The sequence below is a fragment of the Lentimicrobium saccharophilum genome (assembly GCF_001192835.1).
Lineage (GTDB): Bacteria > Bacteroidota > Bacteroidia > Bacteroidales > Lentimicrobiaceae > Lentimicrobium > Lentimicrobium saccharophilum.
This window is the reverse complement of sequence record NZ_DF968182.1, coordinates 913,406-939,427: the sequence shown is the minus strand read 5'-3', so window position 1 is coordinate 939,427 and position 26,022 is coordinate 913,406. Positions and strand designations below refer to the sequence as shown.

The following is a 26,022-nucleotide window of genomic DNA, read 5'->3' as shown; positions in this document are numbered from 1 at the left end:
GGTAAAATTAGAAAATATATTTACAATCCACCAACAAACCTTACGCGGGCAAAAATAAAATTATCAACACCCTGTTAACCATTTTCTTTTGTTATCCGGTTTTTGCCGAAGTCAAATTTCTTCTCGGTTCCGTTGATCAGCCTTTTGATATTTTCGCGGTGGGTATAAGGTACGAACAGGGCAACAGCTACCGCAAGTATGATCAGCGGAAGGCTTTTTTCATCAAAAACAAAGATCACGACAAAGGGAAAGACCAGTGCGCTGCTCATCGAGGAAACTGAAACGATTCGGGTGACAAGAAACACCAGGATAAAAAAGACCAGTATCACAAGGAAAGCAGCCGGAAACAATGCAATAACCACACCTACCAGCGAGGCAACACCCTTTCCGCCGCGGAATCCGGCAAAAACCGGATAAACATGCCCGATCACTGCCAGACCGCCTAGTATGATCCTGTATATTACTTCCTGATTGGCGGTAAAACTGTCGTTCCCGAGCCAATATGACAAGGTTACGGCCAGCCAGGCTTTAAACACATCAAACACAAGAACAGGCAGGCCCGCCTTCAGTCCGAATACCCTGATTGTATTGGTGGCTCCGGCATTTCCGCTCCCCTGGGTGCGGATATCCAGATTAAAGAACCACTTCCCAACCCATACTGATGTCGGGATGGATCCCAGCAGGTATGCCAGTAGTGCAGCAACTAAAACTTCAGCATTGATCATTATTACTGTTTTTTAATACCCGGCTTCGCGCGATTGCATTTTCCGCAGGAAAGCAATCCGGCGGTCAGGCGTAGAAATAATAAACTGATAGCCTTCCCCTTCCTGACTTCCCTTCAACGTACGTTTATCCTCTTTGATCCCCGCGATGATGTTGTTAAAATCATTGTTTGATGAAATGGCCTGCATAATGCCGTTTCCGTATGTAAAGAAATACCATTCGGTATTACTGATCTCGATATAGAGATTCAGGATATCGCCCGTGCGCCTTTTTCCGATCTCGAGGTAGCCATTCACTTTCCGGTTGACCATGTCGCGCCGGATTCCTGCGATACCAATGGAGCCTTCGCTGATGTATGATTTGAGACGCGGGTCCCATACCATATTTACATCCGCAAGCAGGAGGGTTTTAACCAGATCCGCAGGGGGACGCCTGAGCTGACCGCTCAGGTTCAGCTCATTCACTACCTCGGTCGCCTGGCCGGAGCCCAGCAGTCCATTGAGCAGTTCCTGATATATTCCGGAATTTACATCCAGGGCAGGCAGCTCACTTTTCAGCAGATTGTCCTTCAGCCTGTCCAAAGCCGGATCGGAGAAGAAGAAATCAAGGGCAATGCCCAGGGAAAAACGCGTAGAATCCGCAATGGAATAATGAACAGCCTTCCCGAATGTTTTCATGCTGACCTGACCCAACCCTGCGCCCGGCTCAATGGAACCTTCGGCGGTTACGATGCATTGACGGGTGTCCAGACTCAGCAGGTTTCCATTTTTTCCCTTATTGTCGAGCCTGTTAACCGAACCGATCAGATAGGCTTCCATGGCCCTGTCATATTTTATAAATCCGCTGGCCGAAGCTACCAGGGTATCACCCCAGGCTTTTGGTTTGCGGAACATAGCCGGGTAAACACTGCCAAAAAAATCGGAATAAACGATGGCGGCAAACACCGGATCACCAATGGTATCCCTCATAACCGGCGAAACCGGGAGACGCACCTCCGCCGGATCAACCGGGGCGGTGAAACTTACCCACGCGCCCTTATCATCCAGACATTCATTGCGCAGGTGATAAGCGCCCGAGAATGTCAGGAACTCTTCCTGAGCCTTAAAATCAATCTGGCCGATAAAGTCAAAGAATGCACTCAGGGTAAAGCCATCTTCCGCCTTCACCGTTGATCTGCCTTTTGAATGACCGTCATCTCCTACAAAAATCTCCTTGAAATACAAGGGCTGAACGCCACCGGCATCATCCGTGTAATCATAAAATCCCGATGCAAAATAATCGCGGCGTGATTTCAGGCTGACCGATGCGTCGTAAATCCGGTGATATTTGTTTTTGCGGTTGGCGATGATGGTGGCGCCTGTGAGCGGCTTCATATCCCCGTCAGAAAGGATGGTTACCTTTCCGTCACCGGGGAAAACCGCAACATCGGCTACCCTGATCATCTTGACCTCCCGGGCATTGATGATATTCTCCTTCATCCGGTAAGTGGCTTCCATCGCGAAAAACTGGAGGGAGTCGCGGGCGGGATCGGTCGACATAAACTCCGAACCGGAAAAATCAAAATCAACCAGCTGCTTCAGGTTAACCGTATCGGCAAGTGACGACCTGCTGGCCAGGGAATTGGTGAGATAAAGCTCCTCCTCATCCATCCGCCATTGAATCTTATCCATGTAACAAATGTACTTGCTCAGCGGCAACGCGATGCGCACGCTCTTTCCCTGTGTGCCAAAAGAGGCAGACTTGGTCCTGAAATCGACTTTTCCCGGATATACTTTCGCCATCAGCGACAGACTGGGGCGATCGGGGTAATAAAGCCTGAAATCTGTAGTGTCAGTAGTAAAGGATTGGTTGCTGAAGACAAAGGTTCCCGATCCGATATCCGCATTATCTAGCCGGCTCTGACCTCTGCCCAGCAAACCGGCCGAGGTGAGTGAAAGCGTACCGCTGTGCAATGATTTTTCATTGTACATGGTAAAGAAGTCTTTATCCGAAATTGTATTCAGCCGCATTACGTCAAGATACGGCAACCAGTACTGATGTACTTTCTCCGCAGTAACAGCCGGAAAAGCCGGAGGCCCGGATTGCTCCTTTATTATAAAACTCTTGAGGTCAGCAACCAGTGAATCCGGATAGAACATGAAGCGGTCGGAAGCCGAGGTGGATGTCATAAAGTCCAGAATCCCCTTCCCCTCCAGTCCATTATTGCTTAATCTTATGCTGTGAAAGAAATTTGCCCTCCCCTCATAAACCGGCAATCCGGCATCCTGAAGCTGGCGCGTGAAGCCCAGGGAGAAATCGCTCATCACCCGCAGGGGCTCCCTGATATCAGGCATAATTCCTCCGGAATACAGATGTCCTTCAAACTTAAGGCCCTCGGTTGTAAAGCTGTTCAGGCTGTCGAGGGTAAACGGATACACGGTGTAGTAGAAGTTATCCCTTTTGTAAACCCCCTTTTCAACCCTGCGCTGATCGTAGTAAACATAAGCATCATTCTCACTGATAAACACCGGATAAGCAGGAAATTTTGTAATACCGGATTTATTCTGGGGATCATCAATCAGGAGTTCCCCGCTTAGGTTAGCAAGCACATTTTTAACAACAACCTGTTCGATCCGTTTTGTTTTTTTTGAAACCGTATCCACTTTAAATGAAATGGAATCAATCTGAGGCATGCTTAACTTGAACTTATCATATTCGAAAGAGCTCTTGTTGGCGAAAAAGTCAAAATAACCTGCCCTGACGAGCCCGGTAAATACAAAATCACGGTTTTTCCGCAATAGGATTTCCTTGTCGCGGGGATAAATATAAACTGCCTGGGAATCGCTGATTGACACCTGTGACACCCCCTTGATGAGAAGGTCAAAAGTATTGAGATTCAGCACGGCATTGCTGGTACGGGTAACCTGTGAACTGATCTGTATTACGTCGTAGTCTTTCTTTTTGCTCCTTGCACTGAGGTAGTCGAACAGGCGTTCATTTACCTCTATCCGTTCATTATCAAGATTGTAGATAATATAACCGGCATTTGAAAGGTTTATGACCATTACTTTCACCTGTTCAATGGGTTTCTGCATGTATTCTGTCAGTTCCGTCAGATAAAACGATCTGGATTTCCGCCGTTCGGTAAAATTGTAAACCACGTTGATCGGGTTGAGTTCATCTATCCCCTGCAAACGGTGGTACCTGGCCTCGGAATAAAAATTGGATGATTCAAAAACGGCATCCCCGGTTTGTTTTACTCCCCTGAGCATCTCGAAGTTCATGCTGTCGGCGCCCATGGGATAATAGAGCGCTTCAAAATACATGTCGACCCGGTGATAAGAGTTGAAAAACGGACTTGCAGAAGCCCCCTCGCCTGACCGCAGCAACAGCACTTCCTTATCTTCATCAATATACCGGAGCTGTATGCCGGGATGAAAAATTGAGTCAGTCTCATGATAAATGGTGGCTGCAGCCCGTTGGGATGCGATCTTGTCGGGACGGATGACGAAACTCCTGGAAGTCAGCTTAATAAATGGCGAGCCTTTCCTGTTGATCCAGATGGTGGCATCCTTCTCGCCGTATCCTGAGCCAATGATGCGGGGACCTTCAAGGGTAAAGCCTCCCCGGTAGTTCATATCTTTGAAAACTTCTCTGATCTCAATGTCTGTCTGATAGGAAACAAATCTGGGAAAAGTAGCCCGGTCGGCAGAAACACCTACCAAAACCCTGTCTTCAAATTTACCAGCCAATGGAAAGCTGAAAAAGTCCTTATGATAAAAATTGACAGAATCGGCCGACCATGCCGTTTGCTTCAGGTTAATTTCATACCTGTTGATGAGCGCATAAACCTTTTGAGGGTCAAATCCGAATGCTTCCCAGTAAACCTTCCCGCCCAGTCCGGTAAACCGGTCAGCCAGGGGAAAATGAGTACCGGAGGTTTCATGTATGCGTATGCTATCCCTGCCTGAAATGCAGACAAGGTCGACATTTTTAAAAACAACTGACAACACGGAATCATAAGCAAACGAATAACTCCCGTTCCGGAACTGCCAGGAATTACCCTTCGATTTAAAAAGTATTTTTCGCCGGTTCAGTTCTACCGTATTGCCCAGAAAGCCCGATAACTGACGCAAACCCTTTGAATCCACAAAAGGCTCAAGTCCTTTATGCCAGGCCAGTATGGAGGATTCCTGAGCGCCGGCGGGGAACGAATTCAACGCCTGCAGATAATCCCTGAACCCCGGGGTTGGCCTCATCCGCTGGCCAAGCATGCGGTTGAAAACAGCGATCACTTCCTGTTGAAGTTTTACAGAATACGTACCGCTGCTCCATGAGGCTGTAAACTGCTGCACGGCTTCTTTCGTCTCACGATCCGAAGCTGGCTTCATAAAAGTTGTCATTTCAACAACAAAGACAGCGGGATCATCTGAAAAGTTCTTCAGATCCTGTGCGTAAATCACGGAAACAAAAACCAGGGTTATTCCTGTAAGAAAAAACAAAAACTTCCGATAAGCCATCCCAATCAAGTTCAGTGATTAATAACCATTTGACGCAACGGCATCAGCAAATTCAGGCTTTTGTATAACAGGCAACAACCCAGTTGTTCCTGACCCTGTGACCTGTGTATAGCATATTTAATGCTGAAGCCTTTCCGGTGATCAGTTGAAGATCTTCCTGGTAAAATCCGCTCATCAGCAGCAATCCGCCGCTATCAAGGCAGTTCACGTATGACTGCATATCGTTGAGCAGGATATTCCGGTTGATATTGGCAATGATCACGTCAAACTTCAGGTTTGTCAGCATGCCGGCATCACCCTGATAAACGTTTATCCCGGGCTGTTTATTTCTTTGAACATTTTCAAGGGCGTTTTGATAAGCCCATTCATCATTGTCGATGGCGGTCACTTCTGCAGCCCGGCGCATTGCGGCAAGGATGGCCAGCACACCGGTACCGCAGCCCATATCGAGCACCCTCCTGCCGGCCATTTCAGTCTCAAGCATCACCTCAATCATCAGTGAAGTGGTTTCATGGTGTGCCGTACCGAACGACATTTTCGGTTCAATCACAATCTCGAATTCCACATCGCTTTTTACCGGATGGAACGGCGCCCTGATATGGCAACGCCCGGCGATGGTCACCGGCTCGAAATTCGATTCCCAAATGGCATTCCAGTTCTCATCAGGCACCAGCCGCCAGGTATAGTTTACCTCTATATCTGCAGGCCACAACTCCTCTGTATTAAGTATTGACGGATCGAAGTCATGTGCGGGAATGTAAGCCAGGAGGCCTTCCTTGGTTTCTTCGAAGCTCTCGAAGCCGAGCTCACCCAACCGGGCCATCAGGATTTCAGCAAAAGCAGTCTCCCCTGCCGGAAGGCTGCAGTTCAGTTCAATATATTCCATAACCGGAAGGTTTAAAAATCAGAAGCTGTTCACAATCTTAACAAAGTCTTCCGCTTTGAGCGATGCACCGCCGATCAGGCCGCCATCGACATCGGGATTGGCAAAGAGTTCACGGGCATTTGCAGCATTACAGCTACCGCCATATAAGATGGTTGTATCGTTTGCGGCATGTTCACCAAAATGCGAAGCAAGCACCTTCCGGATAAAGGCATGCATCTCCTGCGCCTGCTCAGGACTTGCAGTGCGGCCTGTTCCGATGGCCCATACCGGTTCATAAGCGATCACAACTTTCGAAAATGCATCAGCATCAAGTCCTGACAAAGCATCGGAAATTTGTTTTTCAACAACCTGGAAATGCCTGCCGGCTTCACGCTCTTCAAGCACTTCGCCACAGCAGTAAATGGGGATAAGTTCATGCCTGAGCGCCTGCAGTATCTTTTTACCGATCAGCTGGTCATGCTCACCATAATAGGTGCGGCGTTCGGAATGTCCCAGAATTACATACGCTGCTCCGGTGGAACGGATCATGGCTGCTGAAATTTCTCCGGTATAAGCGCCTGCCTCATGTTCGCTCAGGTTCTGTGCACCACAGCTGAAATCATGTTCAGTGGCAACATCAGTGGCCAGTTCAAGGTAAAGGGCCGGCGGACAAACAACCACTTCAACATCGTCAGGGCGTCCGCTGATCAATGCATCCGCAATACCAAAAAGCAGGTCCTCTGCCTCCTTAAAAGTTTTATTCATTTTCCAGTTGCCGGCAACAATTTTCTTTTTCATAATTCAGATTTTAAACAGTTTAAGAATTCAGGCCAGCCTCACGCGCGGATCAAGCAGACCGTAAATAATATCCACAAAAATATTAATAATCACCAACATCACTGCAATGAAAAGTACGGCACCCATTACCACGGGGAAATCATACTTCTCAAGACCGTTCACGATAACAACCCCTATCCCTTTCCAGTCAAACACGTATTCCACAAAGACAGCCCCGGCCATCAACGAGGCAAACCATCCCGAGACAGCAGTAACCACGGGATTCAATGCATTGCGGAGGGCATGGCGGGTAATCACCCTGTAATAGCTCAGCCCTTTTGCCCTGGCAGTCCGGATATAATCCTGCGAAAGCACTTCAAGCATCGAATTTCGCGTAAGCCCGGAAATCACGGCAAGTGGTCTGATGCCGAGGGTCAGGGCCGGCAGGATCAGGTTCTTCAGGTCCAGGTATTCACCCCGCCCGAAATCATCCACCGTAAAAAGAGAACCGAACATATTCAGACCGGTGAAATCAGCCAGCACAAAGGCAAATATCCACGCCATCAGGATTGCAGCAAAAAAGGAAGGCAATGACATCCCGAAAACGGAAACAATCAGCGAAACACGGTCGATCCAGGAACCTTTGCGGACGGCTGAAACAATTCCGGTAAATATTCCCGCAATGGCAGCAAAGCCCATGGCCACCAAGGCCAGCAGCATGGTATTCGGAAATGCCTGCGAAATGATCTCCGAAACCTTACGCTTACTCTGATAGGAACGCCTCAGGTAGGGCTTTTTGAGCAGTACCCTGGCATCACCGGCAGAAACCAATGTGATAAACGGCGCATAACGAGCACTGTCGGGAAACCACATCGACGAATGATCCGCAACACTATGTAATGAAACCGGAGAAAGATCATTCAGAAACCCGAGATACTGAACCATAAGCGGCCGGTCAAGCCCCAGTTCCCTGTTGATGGCTTCCACCGAAGCCATATCGGCCCGCTGCCCCAGCATCATCCTTGCCGGATCACCCGGAAGTACATTAAAAAGCAGAAAAACCAGGGTAATTACCCCAAAAAGCACAAATAATCCGTAATACAATCTTTTCAGAATAAATCTGTGCATTTCAGCTTACTGGGTGTTTATCAGGCTTGAATGATCCTGCTTAAATTCCGGATATTCGGGAAAATCGTTATAATGCCATTTATCGATAACAATCCCGTCCTTAAGCACCAGGAGTCCGGGATTTGCCCTGACCATTGTTTTAAGCGCGATATCGTCGGCAAGAAAGAAATCATAATTCAGTCCCAGCGCCGCTTTCACTGAATCTATCTCCGGCTGCAGCGAGCTGGTGAGTGCAATAAAACCATAACCTTCCGACTCAGCAAGGGCGGCAAATGAGACCATTTCTTTCAGGCCCTTACTGCTCGCCTTTTCAATATCCCAGGCAACCAGCAGGAACTGAAAATCAGGGTTTCTGATAAAAGTTTCCGTATAATCGTTGCCTTCAGCATCCAGAATCTGCAGATCGTGCCCCAGGAAGGTGTTCGGATCTTCAACACGCTGGTCAACAAACTCCCACTGCGACATCCATACTGAATCATTATAAGGGTAATCAGGCGACAAATATTCCTTTGTTTCACCGGTGATTTTATTTCTGTAGGTCAGATAATACCTCACAGGCTCCGGATTCTCAACATACATTTTGTTGCCGGCCTTCCATTCCATAAAATCTATCAACGGAAGATGCCTGTAGCAATAGATGCATAATCCTGCAAACAGGATGGCTGAAACCAGCGCTGTTCCGTAGGAGGATAAATTGCCGTACAAATCCCTGGTTTTCTTCCGCCAGAAAAAAAGCAGGATTGAAAAGCCCAACAAGATCAGGTTTTTATAAAACGTCTGCCAGTTTGTTAAAGTTATGGCATCCCCGAAACATCCGCAATCGGGCACCGGATTATAAATAGCATCAAAAAAGGTAAGAATGGTAAAAAACGTCATTATTCCCATCAGAAACCAGGCATTTACCCTGGGTTTGAGGTTGAAGAGCACCACAACGCCCATCACGAATTCCATGGTGCTGAGCAGTATCGAAAGCACCAGCGCCATTGGCATCATCCATTCGGCACCCCAGGCGATAAAATAATCTTCAAGCCGGTATGCCATTCCCAATGGATCAATTCCTTTTACAAATCCTGAAAAAATAAAAACAAACCCGACAATGATTCTTGAAATAAAATGCAACAGCTTCATTTTAAGCAATTTTAGTAGATTAACATCAAAATATAGTTAAGATTTAATTATCCTCATGTTTCACTTCACTTAATTTGATCAACGCAAACACTGCATAATTTATAATATCATAGTAGTTTGCATCTACTCCCTCTGAAATAAAGGTTTTCCCTTTATTATCCTCTATCTGTTTGACTCTCAAAAGTTTCATAAGAATGATATCGGCAAGCGAGCTCACCCTCATGTTTCGCCAGGCTTCGCCGTAATCATGGTTTTTATCCATCATCAGTGACTTAGCCTGGCTGACATATTTATCATACAGTTTTTCAACTTCACCATGATTCATATCGAGGTCCTCGCCATCCCCGAGTTCGAGTTGAATCAGCGCAATTACGGCATAGTTTACAATCCCGATAAACTCCGGCCATTCGTCTTCACCGATTTTATGGGTGCCCTTACCCTGAATACTCCGGATACGGTTGGCTTTGATGTAGATCTGGTCGGTAAGCGATTCAGGCCTCAGCACCCTCCAGGCAGTCCCGTAATCCTTCATCTTGGTTAAAAATATATCTTTGCATGCAAGTATTGCCGTATTGTATTGTTTGTTGGTGTCAACAGCCATATTTATTTGATTATTATATAATTAATCCTTTTTGTAATGCCGGTTTCTTCAACCAATTCGCCCGATAAAGGTACAGAATTTTCGCAAAAGCGATCAATCAGATGTGGCAGGTTGCAACTGGACCTCTCTGAGCCGGTGGTGATGGGGATTCTGAACATCACTGCTGATTCATTTTTCGATGGTGGCAAATACCTCACAGAAAAGGCCATGCTCAGCCGGGTTGAAACTATGCTTGACGAAGGGGCTTCGATCATAGATATCGGGGCCGTTTCCACAAGACCCGGATCAAAGGCCGTTTCAGCCGGCGATGAATTATCCCTGATTGTTAAGTCGGTAAAAACCATTGCTGTTCAGTTTCCTGAAGCCATCATTTCGGTTGACACTTACCGTTCGCAGGTGGCACGGATGGCCGCAGCGCAGGGCGCCCATATCATCAACGACATTTCCGGAGGAACCATGGATCCGCTGATGCACGAAACCCTTGCCGGACTGGATGCTGCTTACGTGTTAATGCACATTCAGGGAACCCCGGAAAATATGCAGGACAATCCGGAATATGAGGATGTCAGCAGAGAGGTTGCCCGGTTTTTCGACCGGCAGCTGGAAAGCCTCACATCTCTGGGCAAGTCAAATATCATTCTTGATCCGGGATTCGGTTTCGGGAAGTCGGTTGCCCATAATTATGAACTGCTGAATAATCTTGAAAGCTTTTGCGATTATCCCTATCCATTGATGGCAGGGGTTTCCAGGAAATCGATGATTAACCGGGTTTTAAACACCTCTCCCGCCGGAGCGCTGAACGGGACCACCGTGCTGAACACCATTGCCCTGCTCAAGGGCGCCCTTATCCTCAGGGTTCACGATGTTAAACCGGCAGCGGAAGCCATTAAATTGGTAGCCGCCATGAAACAATCCGGCCGAAAATAACTAAGTTTGCAAAAAAGTAACGCTGTAATGCCCGAACTGCTGATTCCTTTCTTTATTAACCTGCGGCTGCTCGATATCATTGATATCATTCTGGTCGCATTTATGCTTTACGAGTTATACAACCTGGTAAAAGGCACAGCAGCCATCAATATCCTGCTTGGCATCGTGGCCATTTTCCTGGCATGGCGACTGGTGAGAATCCTTGAAATGGAACTGTTGACGGAAATTCTGGGGGCATTCATCAGCGTCGGATTTATCGCCTTGATTGTGGTATTTCAGCCCGAAATCAGAAAATTCCTGTTGCTTCTGGGCACACCGGCCTTCATCAGAAAAAACCACCGCCGTTTCCTGTTCTGGAAGATCCGGTATGCAAACGATGAAAACCTGAGCATTGACCCCATCGTACAGGCGTGCCACAAAATGGCCAATTCAAAAACAGGCGCACTGATTGTGATCGGAAAAATTCATGAACTTGAAGAATACATCAATACAGGCGAAATTCTGGATGCCAAAATTTCGGAACAACTCATCGAAAATATCTTTTTTAAAAACTCGCCTTTACATGACGGGGCTATGATCATCATCAACAACAAGATCAAAGCAGCCAGTTGTATTCTTCCTGTTTCAAAAAGTGAGGAACTGCCGGTGCATGTCGGGCTGAGGCACAGGTCTGCAGTTGGTATTACTGAAAAGTCCGATGCCATTGCCATTGTGGTATCCGAACAGACGGGGAAAATTTCCTGGGTAAAGGAAGGTAAGATGAGCCCGGGGATACAGCCTTCGAAACTAAAGACGCTGCTCGAAGAAGAATTTAATCCCGAAGCGGGGAGTAACCGGCAATAAACTCAAACGTTCACCGGAAGGACTAAAAGACCGGATCAGTTTCCGGCCTGCTTTGCTGCGCGCGCCTCAAATTCCCTGATCAGTTCTTCGGGTGACTTGCCCAGATTGTCAATAGCAGCTTGTGCATCATCAGCCAATTCATGTTCCGGAAAACGTGAAAGAAAATCCTGGTAGGTTTTGAGTGCCAACCCAAGATTACTCAGCTGATTCTCATAAATGTACGCTTTCAGAAATATTACTTCAGGCATCCGGGAGTCTTTCGGGTATTCATTCAGCATTCGGTCGGTCAACTGCATCGCCTTTACGCCATTGTTCACCCCCATACTCAGATTTATCGCTTTATAGAGATATTGCGGCGCCATGGAATCAGCAGGATGATTATCCACAAAAGCCGTATATGCATCCAGCAGGCTTGCCAGTTTATCGGGATCAGGCCGTGCAGCCTGGTCGGTCAGCTCTTTTTCAAGAGTTTCAATGGCAGTCATTTCCTTCTTTATACCCGAAGTGCATGCAAATGCAAAGACCATGATCGAAAAAGCAACCAACGGAAAAAGTGTACTTTTCATCCTTTATATAATTAGGTTAGACAAACTTACTACCAATCATGATTGAACCGGAAAAAAGTCCCCTCCCGGGCAAAGATACGGCAGACCCTGCAAATCCGCTAATTATGACCATACATTAATTGTCAACAGTCTGCAAGGGAATTTCAGATTAAGAAAGGGATTCAGGATCTGTAGTTATTTTTTCTTTGCCAGGGGAAAAATCATTCTGTAATCGGTTTTTACCAGGCCTTTGGTGATGTCAGTCAGTTTCCGCTTAAGCATAATTCTGCGCAATGGATTGATTCTGTCAACAAACAATATCCCCTCGAGGTGATCATATTCATGTTGCATCACCCTCGCCAGCACTCCGCTTATGACTTCATCATGGTAATTAAAGTGCTCGTCATAATACTGCATATGAAGTTCTGTCTTCCTGAGCACATCCTCCCTGATTTCGGGAATACTCAGGCAACCCTCATTAAATGACCATTCTTCCCCTTTTTCCTCAATGATGCGGGGATTGATAAAAACCCTTTTCAGGTTGGTTTCTCCGGGGAAGTCTTCGGCATAAGGGGTTGCATCTATGACAAACAACCGTATACTCCTGTTAACCTGCGGGGCAGCCAAACCCACTCCGTTGGAGGCGTACATGGTTTCAAACATATCCGCAATAAATTGCTGAAGACCGGGATAATCCTTATCAATGTCGACTGCTTTCTTACGCAGGGTCGGATGCCCGTAGGCTACAATAGGCATAATCATTTTTCAACTGTCTTAAAATTGCAATAAACTGTCATTCAGCAATTCCTTTACGGTCAAGTTTGAATGACTGCATTTCGAGAAAGGACTGAAGTATAATTGCGGCACTAACCATGTCCACAATGCTTTTATCCCTCCTGTCCTTTTTCTTTAAACCGGACTCAAGCATACTGCGCTGAGCCATTTTTGAGGTGAACCGCTCATCAACACGTTCCACTGGAATTTCAGGGAACTCACGGGCAAGCAGCCTGACAAACGGATCGATGAATTTAACCGACTCCGACACCTGATTGTTCATCTGCCGGGGCTCACCCACTACGAACAAGTCAACCCGCTCACGTTTCGTATATTCCTTCAGGAAAACGATGATGTCCTTTGAATGAACAGTGGTGAGCGGAGAGGCAATGATCCGGTTTTCATCGGTAACTGCAAGCCCTACCCTTTTTTGTCCGTAATCGATCGCCAGTATTCTTCCCAAAGTCTTGTTATTAAATGTAAATCGCTGTCATTTGGTTCTGCAAAATTAGCAATAAAGCCAATAAGGAATAAAAAATAGCTAAATTTGACCCATAATTCGCTGAAAATGCTACTGCTTCAACAAACAATTGAAAATGCCTGGAATGACAGGAGATTGCTTGAGCACAGCCCGGTAATGGATGCTGTGAACGAGGTGATTGCCCGGCTTGACGAGGGAAGCCTGAGGGTTGCCACCCCTGGCGATGACGGCTGGGTTGTGAACGAATGGATTAAGAAGGCTGTAATTTTGTATTTTCCCCTGCGCCGGATGGAAGTTATGGAAGCCGGCCCGCTGGAGTTTCATGATAAAATCCCCCTGAAGCACAATTATGCAGAACTGGGGGTAAGGGTGGTTCCGCATGCCGTTGCCCGTTATGGTTCCTACCTGGCTCCCGGAGTAATCATGATGCCGTCCTATGTGAACATCGGCGCTTTTGTCGACAGCAATACCATGGTCGATACCTGGGCAACCGTTGGTTCCTGCGCCCAGATAGGTAAAAATGTTCATTTATCGGGAGGCGTCGGCATCGGAGGTGTGCTGGAGCCGGTCCAGGCCTCTCCGGTGATTGTTGAAGATGATTGTTTTATCGGGTCACGCAGCATCGTTGTGGAAGGGGTCAGAATCGGCCGGGAAGCTGTGCTGGGCGCCAATGTGGTTATCACCCGGAGCACCCGCATCATCGATGTTTCAGGCAACGTACCTGTTGAATACAAGGGTTTTGTCCCGCCCCGTTCGGTGGTAATCCCCGGATCTTATCCCAAACAATTTCCTGCAGGAGAGTTCCAGGTTTCCTGCGCCCTGATCATCGGGCAGCGCAAAGCATCTACAGACCTGAAAACCTCGCTGAACGACGCCTTGCGGGACTATGGAATACAGGCGTGAAAATTAACCATGATCGTTTAATTGAGCAGATCTGCCCGAAAACCACAAACAGACCATCGTGCTGAAAAAGATCCTGATCATACAAACCGCATCAATTGGCGATGTAATACTGTCGACTGCCCTTGCCGAAACACTGCATCAGGCTCTGCCGCATGCAGAAATCAGTGTCCTTGTCCGAAAAGGGCACGAGCCGTTATTTCACGGACACCCGTTTTTAAGTCAGGTGCTGGTTTGGGATAAGAAAGGGGGGAAATACCTCCATCTGCTCAAGCTGATCCTGAAAATCAGAAGCATCCGTTTTGATGCGGTTGTCAATGTGCAAAGGTTTGCTTCATCGGGTCTGATAACTGTGCTTTCCGGTGCCGCAATCAGATCCGGATTCAGTAAAAATCCTTTATCTTTTTGCTTCACAAAGAAGTCTGAACATCGCATCGATATATCCGATAATCCCGAACATGAAATCATCAGGAACCACCGGCTGATTGATCATCTTGTTGACGGCGGACCTTCGCGCCCCCGCCTCTACCCGGCTGAAACGGACATCGAAACATCCAGGCACTGGGCAAAAGGAAAATTTATTACGATTTCGCCCGCATCACTCTGGTTCACCAAACAATACCCCGAACACAAATGGGTTGAACTGACCAACAACATTCCGGCAGGTATTGCTGTTATATTGTTAGGGTCAGCGGCCGACACCGGACTATGTACAAGGATCGCCGGCAAATCGGAAAGGGACGATATCGTTAACCTGGCAGGCAGGCTCTCATTGTTGCAATCTGCAGCCCTTATGCAGTTTGCCATCATGAATTATGTAAACGATTCGGCGCCCCAGCATCTGGCTTCGGCCGTGAATGCCCCGGTTGCAGGCATCTTCTGCTCTACGGTGCCCGCTTTTGGCTTCGGGCCGCTGTCGGATGTTTCGCATATCATAGAAGCCGGACCGAGTCCCGCATGCAGGCCATGCGGCCTGCACGGACAAAAGAAATGCCCCTTGGGTCATTTTGATTGCGCTGAGAAAATACAGACAAATCAATTGCTTAAAATCCTGCCGTCAGATGATGAATGATAAGGAAAAAGAAGAGATTCAGAAAACAGTAAAGGTGCTCAAAAACGGGGGCGTCATTCTTTATCCCACTGATACAGTCTGGGGCCTTGGCTGCGACGCTCTGAACGCCAGGGCAGTTGACAAAATTTATAAAATAAAAAAAAGGCAGGAGAGCAAAAGCCTGATCATACTGCTCGATAGTTTCGAAGCATTGAACGAATATGTAGTGAAAGTTCCTGAGATCGCGGAAGACCTGATCAGCAGCATTGAAAAGCCGGTTACCGTTATTTATGACAATGCACGTAACCTGCCCAGAAATATTTCAGCACCTGACGGAACCATTGCCATCAGGGTAGTAAGGGATGTGTTCTGCAAAAACCTGATTGCTGCCCTTGGCCGTCCGCTGGTTTCATCCTCTGCCAATATATCCGGTGAGCCGACACCATTGGTCTTCAGCCAGATTACCCCGGACATCATGAATAAAGTTGACTATTGCGTTCAGCTTTATCATGATCAGTTCAACCAGGCCAAAGCATCCACCATCATCAGGCTTTTTTCCAACGGTGATTACAAAGTCATCAGGGATTAGGTTCATTGTAATAAACCCGGCTTTACTAACCATTTATTTATCAATATCTTATCTGACCTATTTCCCTGTTCCGTTCCCGGAAATTCTTTTCAGTGCACCCTTTGCTGTTTGAGAAAATAGCTGTAATTTCGCGGCCGTTTTCAGGAAGGGTTCATCTTTATGATTAAAAGGGTATTATATCTTACGTTGATATTGCTTTCAGGCTTACCCGGACTGCTGTCTGCCCAGGACAGTCTGCGCCGGCATAAGCTGGATGCTTCGTTGGATATTTATACCCATCATTTGTGGAGGGGTGCCGCCAATGGCACCTCTGTCAGTCTGCAGCCGTCGGTGGAATACAGTTACGGCAATTTCAGCGCAGGAGCATGGGGCGCCTGGAGTATTGACGGAAGCTATACCGAGCTGGACCTTTATGCCGCTTACAGCCTCGGTAGTTTCAGCGTCACTTTGTACGATTACTTCTGTCCTGTCAATCCTGTAAAAGAATTCGAGTTTTTCGAAATCAGGCAGGGTACCACCCGTCACACCTTAGATCTGAATGTGGCTTATGCCCGCCCCGAAAAGCATCCTTTCGGATTGCTCGTTGCCACCATGATTTACGGAGATGATATCAATCCGGAATCCGGCCGCAATTACTACTCCACGTACATTGAGCCCTCCTTCCGTTTCAGATTGCTGAAATCCGACATGAAGGTAGTGTCCGGATTTACTCCGGTAAAGAGTTATTACGCAAGCAGATTTGCTTTTGTCAATACGGGTCTGTCAGCATCCAGAATTTTAAAACTGGCCCGTAAAGTCAACATTCCCGCCATCGTGAAACTGGCTTATAATCCCTACGCTGACAAATTTCACTTTTCTTTCGGAGTGACACTCTGATCATCGCTGATATCAGGTACCGCCATCCATATCCGGCCAGCATTGCATGAAGTTACCATTTTTACTCAGGAAGCACCATTTCAGACCGGCAGCATCCTGATTAAATGATTCTTAATGGTATCAAGGTATGGCGATGTCAATCGCAAATCATTGTTAAATAATGAATTAACTCCTGCTTATCCTCATCAGGTGAATGGTTGAACAAACCCGTACATGGGTTGTTATATGGACTGCTAATTCATTTACGACTATCCTGTTTTAATTGCAGACAATGGAAAGAACAAAAGCTTTCGGAATCAAGACTACCGACAAGGAAACGCTTAAAAAATGGTACTACCTGATGACGCTCGGGCGAAAACTTGATGACCGTGCTCCGAACTACCTTAAACAAGCCCTGGGCTGGTCATACCACGCCCCTTATGCCGGGCATGATGGGATACAACTTGCCATCGGCCAGGTTTTTGAAAAGAACAATGATCACCTGTTCCCCTATTACAGGGATATGCTCACCGCCATTTCGGCCGGTATCACGGCTGAAGAGATTATCCTCAATGGCATTTCCAAAGGCACCGACATTGCAAGCGGAGGCAGGCATATGTCGAATCACTTTGCCAAGCCGGCGTGGAATATACACAATGTCTCATCCGCCACCGGAAACCATACCCTGCATGCAACCGGCGTTGCCCGAGCCATCAAAAAATACGGAGTAAAGGCAGTCGCCATCAGTTCACAGGGCGAATCCTCCACCAGCGAAGGTTATGTATATGAAGCCATTAACGGGGCCAGTAATGAAAAACTTCCTGTTGTATTTGTTTTTCAGGACAACAATTACGGAATTTCTGTCCATAAAAGGGACCAGACTGCCAACTGGAGGGCCGCAGATAACTTCAGGGGCTTTAAGAACCTGAGGATCATTTACTGCGACGGAAAAAATGTTTTTGATTCCATGAACGCGATGACAGAAGCCAGAAACTATGCCATTGAGCATCAGACGCCTGTCATTGTGCACGCATCCACCATCAGGATCCATTCACATTCCAATTCCGACAAACACGAACTCTACCGCGACGACAACGAGCGTTTTTGCGCTATGGCCAACGACCCCTTCGACCGTTACCGGAAGACGCTGATCATTTCGGGCAGGGTAACTGAAGCAGAACTCGATGAACTAGACAAACAGGCCAAAGAGGAAGTCTCTAAGGCACACAAAAAGGCTATGACAGCGCCTGATCCGGATCCTGCAAGCATTTTTGACTTTGTTGTTCCGGCCCCTTATCCCGCTTCAAAATATCCGGACGGTACACACAATTTACAATCGGGTGAAAAACTGAAACTGATCCAGGCGCTTAACCAGACTCTTAAAGCCGAATTCCGTCACAATCCCGACACTTACATCTGGGGTCAGGACATTGCCAATAAGGAAAAAGGCGGCATATTCAATGTGAGTAAAGGCCTGCAGCAGGAATTCGGCATTGAGCGCGTATTCAACGGCCCCATCGCCGAAGATTTTATCGTTGGTACTGCCAATGGCATGAGCCGTTTCAATAAAAAACTCAGAATTGTCATAGAAGGAGCTGAGTTTGCAGATTATTTCTGGCCGGCAATGGAACAATTTGTGGAACTGACCCATGACTACTGGCGCAGCAACGGGGCCTTTGCCCCGAATGTAACGGTTCGCCTGGCTTCGGGCGGTTATATCGGCGGAGGTTTGTACCATTCCCAGACCATAGAAGGCGCTCTGGCAACATTCCCGGGCATCCGCATCGTTTACCCGTCATTTGCCGACGATGCTGCGGGGCTGCTCAGGACCTCTGTCCGCTCCGAAGGACCTACCATGTTCCTGGAACCCAAAGCACTTTACAACGATCCGCTTTCCGAAACGTACGTCCCGGAAGATTTCGAAGTTCCTTTCGGGAAGGCCCGCATACGAAGAACAGGCACCGACCTCAGCATCATCACATACGGAAACACCACTCACATGAGCCTTGCCGTAGCTGAACGCATTGCCTCAGAAACCGGAAAAAGCATTGAAGTGGTGGACATCCGTTCTCTGATTCCGCTGGACAAGGAAGGTATCCTCAATTCAGTAAAAAAAACCAACCGCGCTCTTGTGGTTCATGAAGACAAGGTGTTCGGCGGTTTTGGAGGAGAAATTGCCGCCATGATTACCGAAGAAGCCTTTACTTTCCTCGATGCCCCTGTAAAACGTGTCGGGTCAACATTTACTCCGGTTGGCTTTAACCGTATCCTTGAAAAAGCCATCCTCCCTGATCAGGAAAAGATTTACAAGGCAGCCATGGAATTGCTGAATTTCTGAATTGATAGTACAAAAGCAAACGGGTCCGTAATCACGGGCCCGTTTTTTTTCGCCCCGCCCAAATCCTTGAGAAAAGCTATATTGTTGATTTATTATCATTTAAGTGAATTTTTTATCGAAAAAACAGTATTTTTGCCCGAAAGGAAATTATTGAACTTAACCGGTTTATAATGAAAAAACTAACCTTAATCTTATTGGCTGCCACTATGATAACAGCTTGTAAAACAGGTGGAAATGAGAAATCTGCCGTTGAAAACCCCTTTCTTACTGAATACAATACCCCTTTTGGAGTACCACCTTTCGGTGAAATAAAAAATGAACACTTTTTACCTGCCATTGAAAAGGGGATTGTAGAACAGACCGCAGAGATTGCTGCCATTGTCAGTAATCCGGAGCCGGCTGATTTTGAAAACACCATCGCCGCCTTTGATTACAGCGGGGAGTTGATCAGGAAAGTTACCGGAGTTTTCTACAACTACAACTCATCCAACACAAACGATGAAATTCAGGCACTTGCCAAGGAGATTGCTCCGAAACTATCGGCGCATTATGACAATATCAACCTGAATCCCGACCTGTTTGAAAGAGTCAGAACGGTATATGAAAACCGCAACTCGCTTAATCTGAGCGGGGAGCAGGCCCGGTTGCTGGAAGACACCTACAAGGATTTTGTAAGGGGTGGTGCAGCCCTGGATAGTTCAGCACAGGCCCGGTTCCGTGAAATCAACCAGGAATTATCAGTACTTACGCTCCGGTTTGGCGAAAATGTACTTGCCGAAACCAATGCCTTCAAACTGGTGATCGAAAACCAGGATGACCTCGAAGGACTGACCCAGGGGCTGATCGATCAGGGTGCCGAAACAGCCAAAGCGGCCGGAATGGAAGGGAAATGGGTATACACCCTGCACAATCCCAGCATCATGCCTTTCCTGCAGTATTCTGCCAAAAGGGAATTACGCGAGAAAATATATAAAGCATACATTAACCGCGGAAATAATAATAATGATAAGGACAACAAAGAGCTGATCGGAAAAATTGCAGCCCTCAGGCTCGAACGTGCAAACCTGCTTGGTTATGAAAGCCATGCAGCCTTTATCCTTGAGGAAAACATGGCAAAAAATGCCGGCAATGTGCTTGACCTCTTAAACAAGCTCTGGACCCCGGCCCTGAAACGTGCCAAAGGAGAGGTTGCCCAGCTGCAGGCAATCATCGACAAGGAAGGCGGCAGCTTTAAGCTGCAACCCTGGGACTGGAGCTACTATGCCGAGAAACTGCGCAAAGAACAGTATGACCTGGACGATGAGCAGTTAAAGCCATATTTTTCCCTCGAAAATGTGAAACAGGGAATATTTACCGTTTGCAATAATCTCTATGGAATTACCTTCAACGAGCAGAAAGACATCCCGGTGTACCATCCTGAAGCTGTTGCCTATGAAGTTAAAGAAGCCAACGGCGATCACATCGGTGTGCTTTATATGGATTTCCATCCGCGCGAAAGCAAAAGGGGCGGCGCCTGGATGAGCAGTTATCGCAAACAATACGTGAAAAACGGAGAAAAGATCAGTCCCGTGATTACCATTGTATGTAACTTCACCAAACCCACTGCCAGTCAGCCCTCCTTGCTCACCTTTGACGAAACCAGCACCTTTTTCCATGAGTTCGGACACGCCCTTCACGGATTGCTTTCCAATTCAACCTATTTCAGCCTGAGCGGCACTTCCGTACCCCGCGACTTTGTGGAGTTACCCTCTCAAATCATGGAAAACTGGGCCTCTGAGCCTGAGGTGCTGAAGTTATATGCCAAACATTACCAGACAGGTGAAGTGATCCCCGATGAACTGATCGAAAAAATCCAGAACAGCGCCTACTTTAACCAGGGCTTTGCCACCGTTGAATACCTGGCAGCGTCTTTCCTTGATATGGGCTATCATAACATGAAGGAGTTCAGCCTTACCGATGTCAGTTCATTTGAAGATGCCACCCTCGCGCAGATCGGGCTGATTCCGGAGATCACCTCGCGCTACCGCAGCACCTATTTCAACCATATCTTCAGCGGTGGCTACTCTTCAGGTTATTACAGCTATATCTGGTCAGGCATCCTCGACTCCGATGCTTTTGAAGCTTTTAAGGAGCATGGCCTCTTTGACCATGCAACCGCTGAATCCTTCCGTAAAAACATCCTGGAACGCGGCGGGACTGAAGATCCGATGGTATTGTACAAAAAGTTCAGGGGCGCTGAACCGGACATCAAACCGCTGCTGAAACGCAGGGGACTGCTCGAAAGTTAAAACCTGAACATTATCTTTAACAATAAAGGCTGCGTCGGATGATGCAGCCTTTTGTTTTGGTTTCAAGTCAACTATTTAAAAAGTGTCTGTACAAACATGTAGGCCTCCGGAAATCACTCATTATCATCCCTGTGAAGCGTCTTAAACCTGAGTATATGAATGGTCACCGTAATCCCGATAAAGGCCAGGCCGGTATGCAGCCACCAGTATGGAGGAGAAAATACAAATGAAATACTCAGTGTCAGCCAGAGAAAAACGAGGCTGTACACCTTGTTTCTTAACGTAATCCCCCTGCCCGATTTGTAATTTCTGATATACGGGCCAAGGTAGCGGTTATGAAGCAGGCGGTGGTTCATTTTTTCGGATGAACGCATAAAACACCAGGAAGAAAGTAACAGAAACGGCGTGGTTGGCAGCAACGGAAGAAAAATTCCTGCAAAACCAAGCAAGGCAGAAATTACGCCTGAAGTCATCAGGAGCGACCTGACTACAGGATTGCGTTGGGGACGGGGTTTGGGATTTTGTAAACCTTTATCCATTCAGTAAATATTTAGCATTTGATCTTCAATACTTTAACAAGACACTGGCACGCTCCGATTCAAAAATCACTATTAAAATTCCATTAAAAATCACTTTCTCTATCCGGAAACCCCTGATCCTGCCTTACCTTTAAAGTCACATTAAGCTAAACAAGTCTTCGTCCCGGTAGTGAGCCTGAGTAACTCATTACCGGGATGAGCATTTTTTGCTGCTGCATTTCTTTCTTAATGGCTGCCCGCCTCCACTGCATTATTCAAAAAATGATTCAGGTCCTTCATCGCCCGGAATGCTTCTGTCACCTTACCTGTAAATCCGGAAGACACGATATCCTGATCGGAGATTGAATGACCGCATACATAGCTCTTATACATGAGCAGGTCCATATCAGGATAATCAGCCGGGAAGTCTCTGGGAGGCCGTTTCAGTTTGTCTTCTTCCGACAGTTTCCCGAAAATCCGCTTAAACTCCCTTTCTTCGATAATTGAACGGAATGCTCCCGGATTGAAGTAAATCTCCTGACGTATCCTTTTCAGCACTTCAGGGCCAGGCATATAGATTCCGCCTCCCACAAATGACTTTCCCGGCTCCAGGTGAAGGTAATAACCCGAACCGGTCGATTTCCTTCCGCCTCTGGCCATGAAAGCACCGATATTGGTCTTGTAAGGTGATTTATCATGCGAAAAACGCACATCGCGGTAAATGCGGAAAGTACAGTCTTTAGCCTGCAAACCACCAAGAGAAGGGTCAAAAAGCAGAATATCAGCGATCAGGCCGTTGATAAAGGTTTCAAAATCCGCCTTTACTTTGTTGTAAACAGGTTTATTCTTTTCAAACCAATCCCGGTTATTGTTAGAACCTAAATCCGTAAGGAATTCTATTATATGTTTCATTCGGCTTTGTAATTTTAGAATATTAACATCATTCTTTCCGAAATGATCAAATACATGGTTAAAAATCGGTTGTGATTTCCCTCAAAGGAAGAAAACCACTATATTTAACACCGGAAAACAGGACAGTTACTTTCGAAGTGAAACAGATTGGTTATCCTGACCGGAATTAAATTTAGTCGCTGCTAATATCGGTGAAATTTACAAATATGATAAAATAAACCGGCACACAAAGTTTTACACATCTCCTCAAATGAAATTCAGATTCATCATTATTTTATCGGGTTTACTGCTGATGCAGGGGGCTGAACTGATCGCCGGCGGAGAAAACAGGCCGGCCGGAAGCAGGTCTGCAGCCCTGGGGACCGCATCTGTGGCTTTGAATGATATCTGGTCAGCGTTCAACAATCAGGCGGGGCTTGCGCGGCTCAGCGATGCTTCAGCAGCTGTTTACTATGAGAACCGGTTTCTGCTGAAAGAGCTTGGTTATAAAGCCGGCGCTTTCGCCCTTCCCGTTAAGGCGGGAACCATCGGGTTAAGTTTCGGACATTTCGGTTATTCAGCCTACAATGAAAGTAAAATCGGCCTCGCTTTCGCGAAAGCATTTGGAAAACACATAGCCTTCGGACTTCAGCTGGACTACAATATGGCGCGCCTGGCAGAAAGCTACGGCAACCGGAACTTCATCACCTTCGAAGCCGGTGTGCTGGCGAACATCACCCCGCAGCTGGCCATTGGCGCACATATTTACAATCCCGTTAGTGCAAAACTCTCTGAGTATAATGATGAAAGGGCGCCCGTGATTTTCAGGCTGGGTGCCGCCTATGAAATTACACCCAAATTTCTGCTAACGGCAGAAACAGAAAAAGACATTAACCACGAAGCCAATTTCAAAGCCGGAATTGAGTATAAGCTTATTCCCATGCTGCATCTCAGGGGAGGTATCTCAACCAACCCTGCTTCCAATGCTTTCGGGGTAGGCATTTTTGCCGGTGACTTCGTTATTGATATCAGCACCTCCTACCATTATGTGCTCGGGTTTTCTCCCCAGGCATCCATAGCCTATAAGTTCTGATGTTATGAAAGCCCTGATCCGACCGGTCTTCGTGCAGATTTTCATCTTGCTTCTCTCAACCCACACGCTCCTTGGACAGGAGCCTGTTAAGCCGGAATCAGTCAACACCACTCAACTGGAAGATAAAATTGAACAACTATCAGGGCAAACAGACACTGAACTCGACTATTCGGAACTGGTTGATGAATTATTGCAATACATTCATCAGCCGGTAAACGTGAACCAGGCTTCAGAAAGGGAGCTCCGTCAACTCCAGCTTAACGACCTGCAGATAAGCAACCTTACCGGTTATATCCAGAAATTCGGAGAGCTGACAAGCATTTATGAATTAAATTTGATCGAAGGATTCGATTCCGTGCTTGTATCATCGCTTGCTCCGTTTATTACATTTGGGCTTCAACCGCCGGGGGCAAAACCTACCCTGTCAAACCTTGCAAGATATGGCCGTCACCAGGTACTGATGCGCTATCAGCAGGTGCTTGAAGAGCAATCGGGCTTCGCGCCAGTCTCCGACTCGGCTTTGCAATTGAAACCCAATTCTCGTTATCTCGGAGGCCCGGAAAAACTTTACCTGAGATATGGATACAGTTTTTACAACAAAATCAGGTTCGGCATTACCATGGAGAAAGATCCCGGAGAACCTTTCTGGCCTTCAACCGACAGCCTGAAAAAGGGATTTGACTTCTACTCGGCGCATTTTTTCTATTCAGGAGATAAATTTTTAAAATACCTGGCAGTCGGTGATTACCATCTCGCCTTCGGGCAGGGATTGACCATGTACAGCAGCCTGGCTTTCGGCAAATCAGCCGGGGCCATTACCACCCGCCGGATTGCGCAGCAGGTAAGGCCAAATACCGGAGCAAATGAAAACCTCTTTATGCGGGGGGCGGCAGCAACCATTACACCGCTGAAAAATACAGACTTAACTGTTTTTTACTCCGACAAGAAGGTAGATGCCGGGATCGGCGCCACCGACTCACTCACGGCAGAAACATTATTCATAAGCTCATTGCAGGAAACCGGCTACCATAGGACTCCGAATGAACTGAGGGGAAAAAACGCCATTCAGCAAACCGTTTACGGAGGAAACCTGCAAACCCGGATCAAAATGTTCCGCCTGGGGGCGACCGCATACCATACTGAATTGGGTGCGGATCTGGAAAGGCGAGAAGCTCTATATAATAAATTCGACTTCAGCGGTAAAAGCCTGAATAATTTTGGTTTTGATTTTGCCGCCATCCTGCGTTCACTTACCATTTTCGGCGAGGTTTCGGGAAGCGGTAACGGTGGGAAGGCAATGCTGGTCGGTGCGACTGCCACACCTGATCCGCACCTGGCCATTTCGGCGATCTACAGAAATTACGGCAAGGACTACCAGAGCTTTTTCAGCAACGCCTTCGCGGAAGGAAGCCGGAATGCAAATGAGAAAGGATTGTACCTGGGGATGTTTGCCCAACTGCACCGCAGGTGGAGCCTGTCGGCTTATGCCGATCACTTCCGTTTTGGCTGGCTGCGTTACCGGGTTGACGCCCCTTCGCGTGGCAGCGAATACCTCGCCCAGCTCACCTATACCCCCGCCCGTTACGCCGAAATCCACTTCAGGTACCGCTATCAGCAAAAGCAGATCAATCCGTCGGGGGGTACCGGATACACGGATTATCCCGAGGCTGAAACACGGGAGAATTTCCGGCTGCACCTCAGCCTGAAAGCTACCCGGGCCATCACCCTCAAAAGCCGGATTGAAACCACACAATGGACTATGCCCGGCTTCGATAGAAAAAAAGGATATCTGGTCTATCAGGACTTTATATACAACGAACCTGAGAAACCCTGGCTGCTAAATGCGCGTTTTGCACTTTTTGATACCGATACTTACAACGAACGCCTCTATGCCTACGAAAGCGATGTGCTGTATGCATTCTCCATCCCCGCCTATTATTACAAAGGAAGCCGCTTCTACCTGATGGGCAAATACAGTTTCGGCCGCAGGCTCGACCTGTGGATCAGATATTCACTTACCTATTATGCCAATAGAACTACCATAGGTTCCGGATTGGACCAGATCGATGGAAACAACAAATCTGATATCAAGGTCCAGATCCGTTTGCGGTTATAGCCCGGGAAGTAGTTTCAACGACTTATCAACAGATTTTGCAAACCCGGATTTTTGGTTATTTTTGCTCCGGGAAAATTCTAATCAACAATAAT

22 protein-coding genes are annotated in these 26,022 nt (G+C 47.2%); 10 read left to right on the top strand and 12 right to left on the bottom strand.

From position 1 onward, the window contains the following. Positions 1 to 74: 74 nt before the first annotated feature. Genes plsY through TBC1_RS03385 form a run of 7 tightly spaced genes read right to left on the bottom strand, consistent with a single transcriptional unit; the run spans position 75 to position 9,721 of the window. On the bottom strand, positions 75 to 725 hold the full coding sequence (gene plsY / locus TBC1_RS03415) for a glycerol-3-phosphate 1-O-acyltransferase PlsY (RefSeq protein WP_062038542.1): 651 nt from the start codon (positions 723 to 725) through the stop codon (positions 75 to 77). A 12-nt stretch (positions 726 to 737) separates the two neighbouring features. Continuing rightward, positions 738 to 5,222 (bottom strand): hypothetical protein, encoded by a 4,485-nt coding sequence (locus tag TBC1_RS03410; RefSeq protein WP_062038539.1) that lies wholly within the window; start codon positions 5,220 to 5,222, stop codon positions 738 to 740. Between the two features lie 52 nt (positions 5,223 to 5,274). Further along, positions 5,275 to 6,108 (bottom strand): 50S ribosomal protein L11 methyltransferase, encoded by an 834-nt coding sequence (prmA, locus tag TBC1_RS03405; protein WP_062038537.1) that lies wholly within the window; start codon positions 6,106 to 6,108, stop codon positions 5,275 to 5,277. Positions 6,109 to 6,126: 18 nt separating this feature from the next. Beyond that, complete coding sequence (gene tpiA, locus TBC1_RS03400) at positions 6,127 to 6,885, bottom strand: triose-phosphate isomerase (RefSeq protein WP_062038534.1); 759 nt, start codon at positions 6,883 to 6,885, stop codon at positions 6,127 to 6,129. Positions 6,886 to 6,912: 27 nt separating this feature from the next. Beyond that, positions 6,913 to 7,992 carry an ABC transporter permease gene (locus TBC1_RS03395; RefSeq protein WP_062038530.1) on the bottom strand — a complete coding sequence of 360 codons (1,080 nt, stop codon included), beginning with the start codon at positions 7,990 to 7,992 and terminating at the stop codon, positions 6,913 to 6,915. A gap of 6 nt (positions 7,993 to 7,998) precedes the next feature. After that, the gene (locus TBC1_RS03390) at positions 7,999 to 9,120 is read right to left on the bottom strand and encodes a BT_3928 family protein (protein WP_062038527.1); all 1,122 of its coding nucleotides are present in this window, start codon (positions 9,118 to 9,120) and stop codon (positions 7,999 to 8,001) included. Between the two features lie 43 nt (positions 9,121 to 9,163). After that, positions 9,164 to 9,721, bottom strand: a complete 558-nt coding sequence (locus tag TBC1_RS03385; protein WP_062038524.1) for a DUF1599 domain-containing protein — start codon at positions 9,719 to 9,721, stop codon at positions 9,164 to 9,166. A 141-nt stretch (positions 9,722 to 9,862) separates the two neighbouring features. Between TBC1_RS03385 and folP the strand changes: the two genes are divergently transcribed. Both folP and cdaA read left to right on the top strand, forming a co-directional pair. Continuing rightward, the gene (gene folP, locus TBC1_RS03380; RefSeq protein ID WP_236695664.1) at positions 9,863 to 10,648 is read left to right on the top strand and encodes a dihydropteroate synthase; all 786 of its coding nucleotides are present in this window, start codon (positions 9,863 to 9,865) and stop codon (positions 10,646 to 10,648) included. Between the two features lie 27 nt (positions 10,649 to 10,675). Continuing rightward, positions 10,676 to 11,491: a diadenylate cyclase CdaA gene (gene cdaA, locus TBC1_RS03375; protein ID WP_062038521.1), complete on the top strand. Its 816-nt coding sequence runs from the start codon at positions 10,676 to 10,678 to the stop codon at positions 11,489 to 11,491. 35 nt (positions 11,492 to 11,526) lie between these two features. Here cdaA and TBC1_RS03370 read toward each other — a convergent pair whose 3' ends face one another. The 3 genes from TBC1_RS03370 to ruvX form a co-directional block, all read right to left on the bottom strand. Further along, positions 11,527 to 12,057: an outer membrane protein assembly factor BamD gene (locus TBC1_RS03370; protein WP_137305405.1), complete on the bottom strand. Its 531-nt coding sequence runs from the start codon at positions 12,055 to 12,057 to the stop codon at positions 11,527 to 11,529. A gap of 174 nt (positions 12,058 to 12,231) precedes the next feature. Continuing rightward, positions 12,232 to 12,798, bottom strand: a complete 567-nt coding sequence (gene def, locus TBC1_RS03365) for a peptide deformylase (protein WP_062038515.1) — start codon at positions 12,796 to 12,798, stop codon at positions 12,232 to 12,234. 31 nt (positions 12,799 to 12,829) lie between these two features. Further along, positions 12,830 to 13,273, bottom strand: coding sequence for a Holliday junction resolvase RuvX (gene ruvX / locus TBC1_RS03360; protein ID WP_062038512.1), 444 nt, complete (start codon positions 13,271 to 13,273; stop codon positions 12,830 to 12,832). Positions 13,274 to 13,378: 105 nt separating this feature from the next. On the opposite strand from ruvX, the gene TBC1_RS03355 reads away from it, so the two are divergent. The 6 genes from TBC1_RS03355 to TBC1_RS03330 all read left to right on the top strand — a co-directional run bounded on the left by TBC1_RS03355 (position 13,379) and on the right by TBC1_RS03330 (position 21,312). Next, entirely contained in the window at positions 13,379 to 14,194 is an 816-nt protein-coding gene (locus tag TBC1_RS03355) for a 2,3,4,5-tetrahydropyridine-2,6-dicarboxylate N-succinyltransferase (RefSeq protein WP_062042716.1), read from the top strand. A 58-nt stretch (positions 14,195 to 14,252) separates the two neighbouring features. Beyond that, positions 14,253 to 15,263, top strand: a complete 1,011-nt coding sequence (locus tag TBC1_RS03350) for a glycosyltransferase family 9 protein (RefSeq protein ID WP_201781626.1) — start codon at positions 14,253 to 14,255, stop codon at positions 15,261 to 15,263. Next, positions 15,253 to 15,831, top strand: coding sequence for an L-threonylcarbamoyladenylate synthase (locus TBC1_RS03345; RefSeq protein WP_236695634.1), 579 nt, complete (start codon positions 15,253 to 15,255; stop codon positions 15,829 to 15,831). Before TBC1_RS03350 ends, TBC1_RS03345 begins: the two co-directional genes overlap by 11 nt. Positions 15,832 to 15,990: 159 nt before the next feature. Beyond that, entirely contained in the window at positions 15,991 to 16,707 is a 717-nt protein-coding gene (locus tag TBC1_RS03340) for a hypothetical protein (protein WP_137305403.1), read from the top strand. 271 nt (positions 16,708 to 16,978) lie between these two features. Further along, entirely contained in the window at positions 16,979 to 19,024 is a 2,046-nt protein-coding gene (locus TBC1_RS03335; protein WP_062038506.1) for an alpha-ketoacid dehydrogenase subunit alpha/beta, read from the top strand. A 170-nt stretch (positions 19,025 to 19,194) separates the two neighbouring features. Next, positions 19,195 to 21,312, top strand: coding sequence for a M3 family metallopeptidase (locus TBC1_RS03330; protein WP_062038503.1), 2,118 nt, complete (start codon positions 19,195 to 19,197; stop codon positions 21,310 to 21,312). A 113-nt stretch (positions 21,313 to 21,425) separates the two neighbouring features. Here TBC1_RS03330 and TBC1_RS03325 read toward each other — a convergent pair whose 3' ends face one another. Next, complete coding sequence (locus TBC1_RS03325) at positions 21,426 to 21,851, bottom strand: YbaN family protein (protein WP_062038500.1); 426 nt, start codon at positions 21,849 to 21,851, stop codon at positions 21,426 to 21,428. Between the two features lie 225 nt (positions 21,852 to 22,076). Then, a complete protein-coding gene (locus TBC1_RS03320) occupies positions 22,077 to 22,742 on the bottom strand; it encodes a DUF2461 domain-containing protein (RefSeq protein WP_062038497.1) in 666 nt (221 codons plus the stop codon). 250 nt (positions 22,743 to 22,992) lie between these two features. Here TBC1_RS03320 and TBC1_RS03315 point away from each other — a divergent pair, with 250 nt between their 5' ends. Further along, positions 22,993 to 23,814 (top strand): PorV/PorQ family protein, encoded by an 822-nt coding sequence (locus TBC1_RS03315; RefSeq protein WP_062038494.1) that lies wholly within the window; start codon positions 22,993 to 22,995, stop codon positions 23,812 to 23,814. A gap of 4 nt (positions 23,815 to 23,818) precedes the next feature. Beyond that, the gene (locus TBC1_RS03310) at positions 23,819 to 25,930 is read left to right on the top strand and encodes a helix-hairpin-helix domain-containing protein (RefSeq protein WP_062038491.1); all 2,112 of its coding nucleotides are present in this window, start codon (positions 23,819 to 23,821) and stop codon (positions 25,928 to 25,930) included. Positions 25,931 to 26,022: the final 92 nt, after the last annotated feature.

Bases quoted from the DNA above. Each gene is read 5' to 3' on its own strand.
- plsY (WP_062038542.1), bottom strand. From the start codon at position 725: ATGATCAATGCTGAAGTTTTAGTTGCTGCACTACTGGCATACCTGCTG.
- TBC1_RS03410 (WP_062038539.1), bottom strand. From the start codon at position 5,222: ATGGCTTATCGGAAGTTTTTGTTTTTTCTTACAGGAATAACCCTGGTT.
- prmA (WP_062038537.1), bottom strand. From the start codon at position 6,108: ATGGAATATATTGAACTGAACTGCAGCCTTCCGGCAGGGGAGACTGCT.
- tpiA (WP_062038534.1), bottom strand. From the start codon at position 6,885: ATGAAAAAGAAAATTGTTGCCGGCAACTGGAAAATGAATAAAACTTTT.
- TBC1_RS03395 (WP_062038530.1), bottom strand. From the start codon at position 7,992: ATGCACAGATTTATTCTGAAAAGATTGTATTACGGATTATTTGTGCTT.
- TBC1_RS03390 (WP_062038527.1), bottom strand. From the start codon at position 9,120: ATGAAGCTGTTGCATTTTATTTCAAGAATCATTGTCGGGTTTGTTTTT.
- TBC1_RS03385 (WP_062038524.1), bottom strand. From the start codon at position 9,721: ATGGCTGTTGACACCAACAAACAATACAATACGGCAATACTTGCATGC.
- folP (WP_236695664.1), top strand. From the start codon at position 9,863: ATGGGGATTCTGAACATCACTGCTGATTCATTTTTCGATGGTGGCAAA.
- cdaA (WP_062038521.1), top strand. From the start codon at position 10,676: ATGCCCGAACTGCTGATTCCTTTCTTTATTAACCTGCGGCTGCTCGAT.
- TBC1_RS03370 (WP_137305405.1), bottom strand. From the start codon at position 12,057: ATGAAAAGTACACTTTTTCCGTTGGTTGCTTTTTCGATCATGGTCTTT.
- def (WP_062038515.1), bottom strand. From the start codon at position 12,798: ATGATTATGCCTATTGTAGCCTACGGGCATCCGACCCTGCGTAAGAAA.
- TBC1_RS03355 (WP_062042716.1), top strand. From the start codon at position 13,379: ATGCTACTGCTTCAACAAACAATTGAAAATGCCTGGAATGACAGGAGA.
- TBC1_RS03345 (WP_236695634.1), top strand. From the start codon at position 15,253: ATGATGAATGATAAGGAAAAAGAAGAGATTCAGAAAACAGTAAAGGTG.
- TBC1_RS03340 (WP_137305403.1), top strand. From the start codon at position 15,991: ATGATTAAAAGGGTATTATATCTTACGTTGATATTGCTTTCAGGCTTA.
- TBC1_RS03335 (WP_062038506.1), top strand. From the start codon at position 16,979: ATGGAAAGAACAAAAGCTTTCGGAATCAAGACTACCGACAAGGAAACG.
- TBC1_RS03330 (WP_062038503.1), top strand. From the start codon at position 19,195: ATGAAAAAACTAACCTTAATCTTATTGGCTGCCACTATGATAACAGCT.
- TBC1_RS03325 (WP_062038500.1), bottom strand. From the start codon at position 21,851: ATGGATAAAGGTTTACAAAATCCCAAACCCCGTCCCCAACGCAATCCT.
- TBC1_RS03320 (WP_062038497.1), bottom strand. From the start codon at position 22,742: ATGAAACATATAATAGAATTCCTTACGGATTTAGGTTCTAACAATAAC.
- TBC1_RS03315 (WP_062038494.1), top strand. From the start codon at position 22,993: ATGAAATTCAGATTCATCATTATTTTATCGGGTTTACTGCTGATGCAG.
- TBC1_RS03310 (WP_062038491.1), top strand. From the start codon at position 23,819: ATGAAAGCCCTGATCCGACCGGTCTTCGTGCAGATTTTCATCTTGCTT.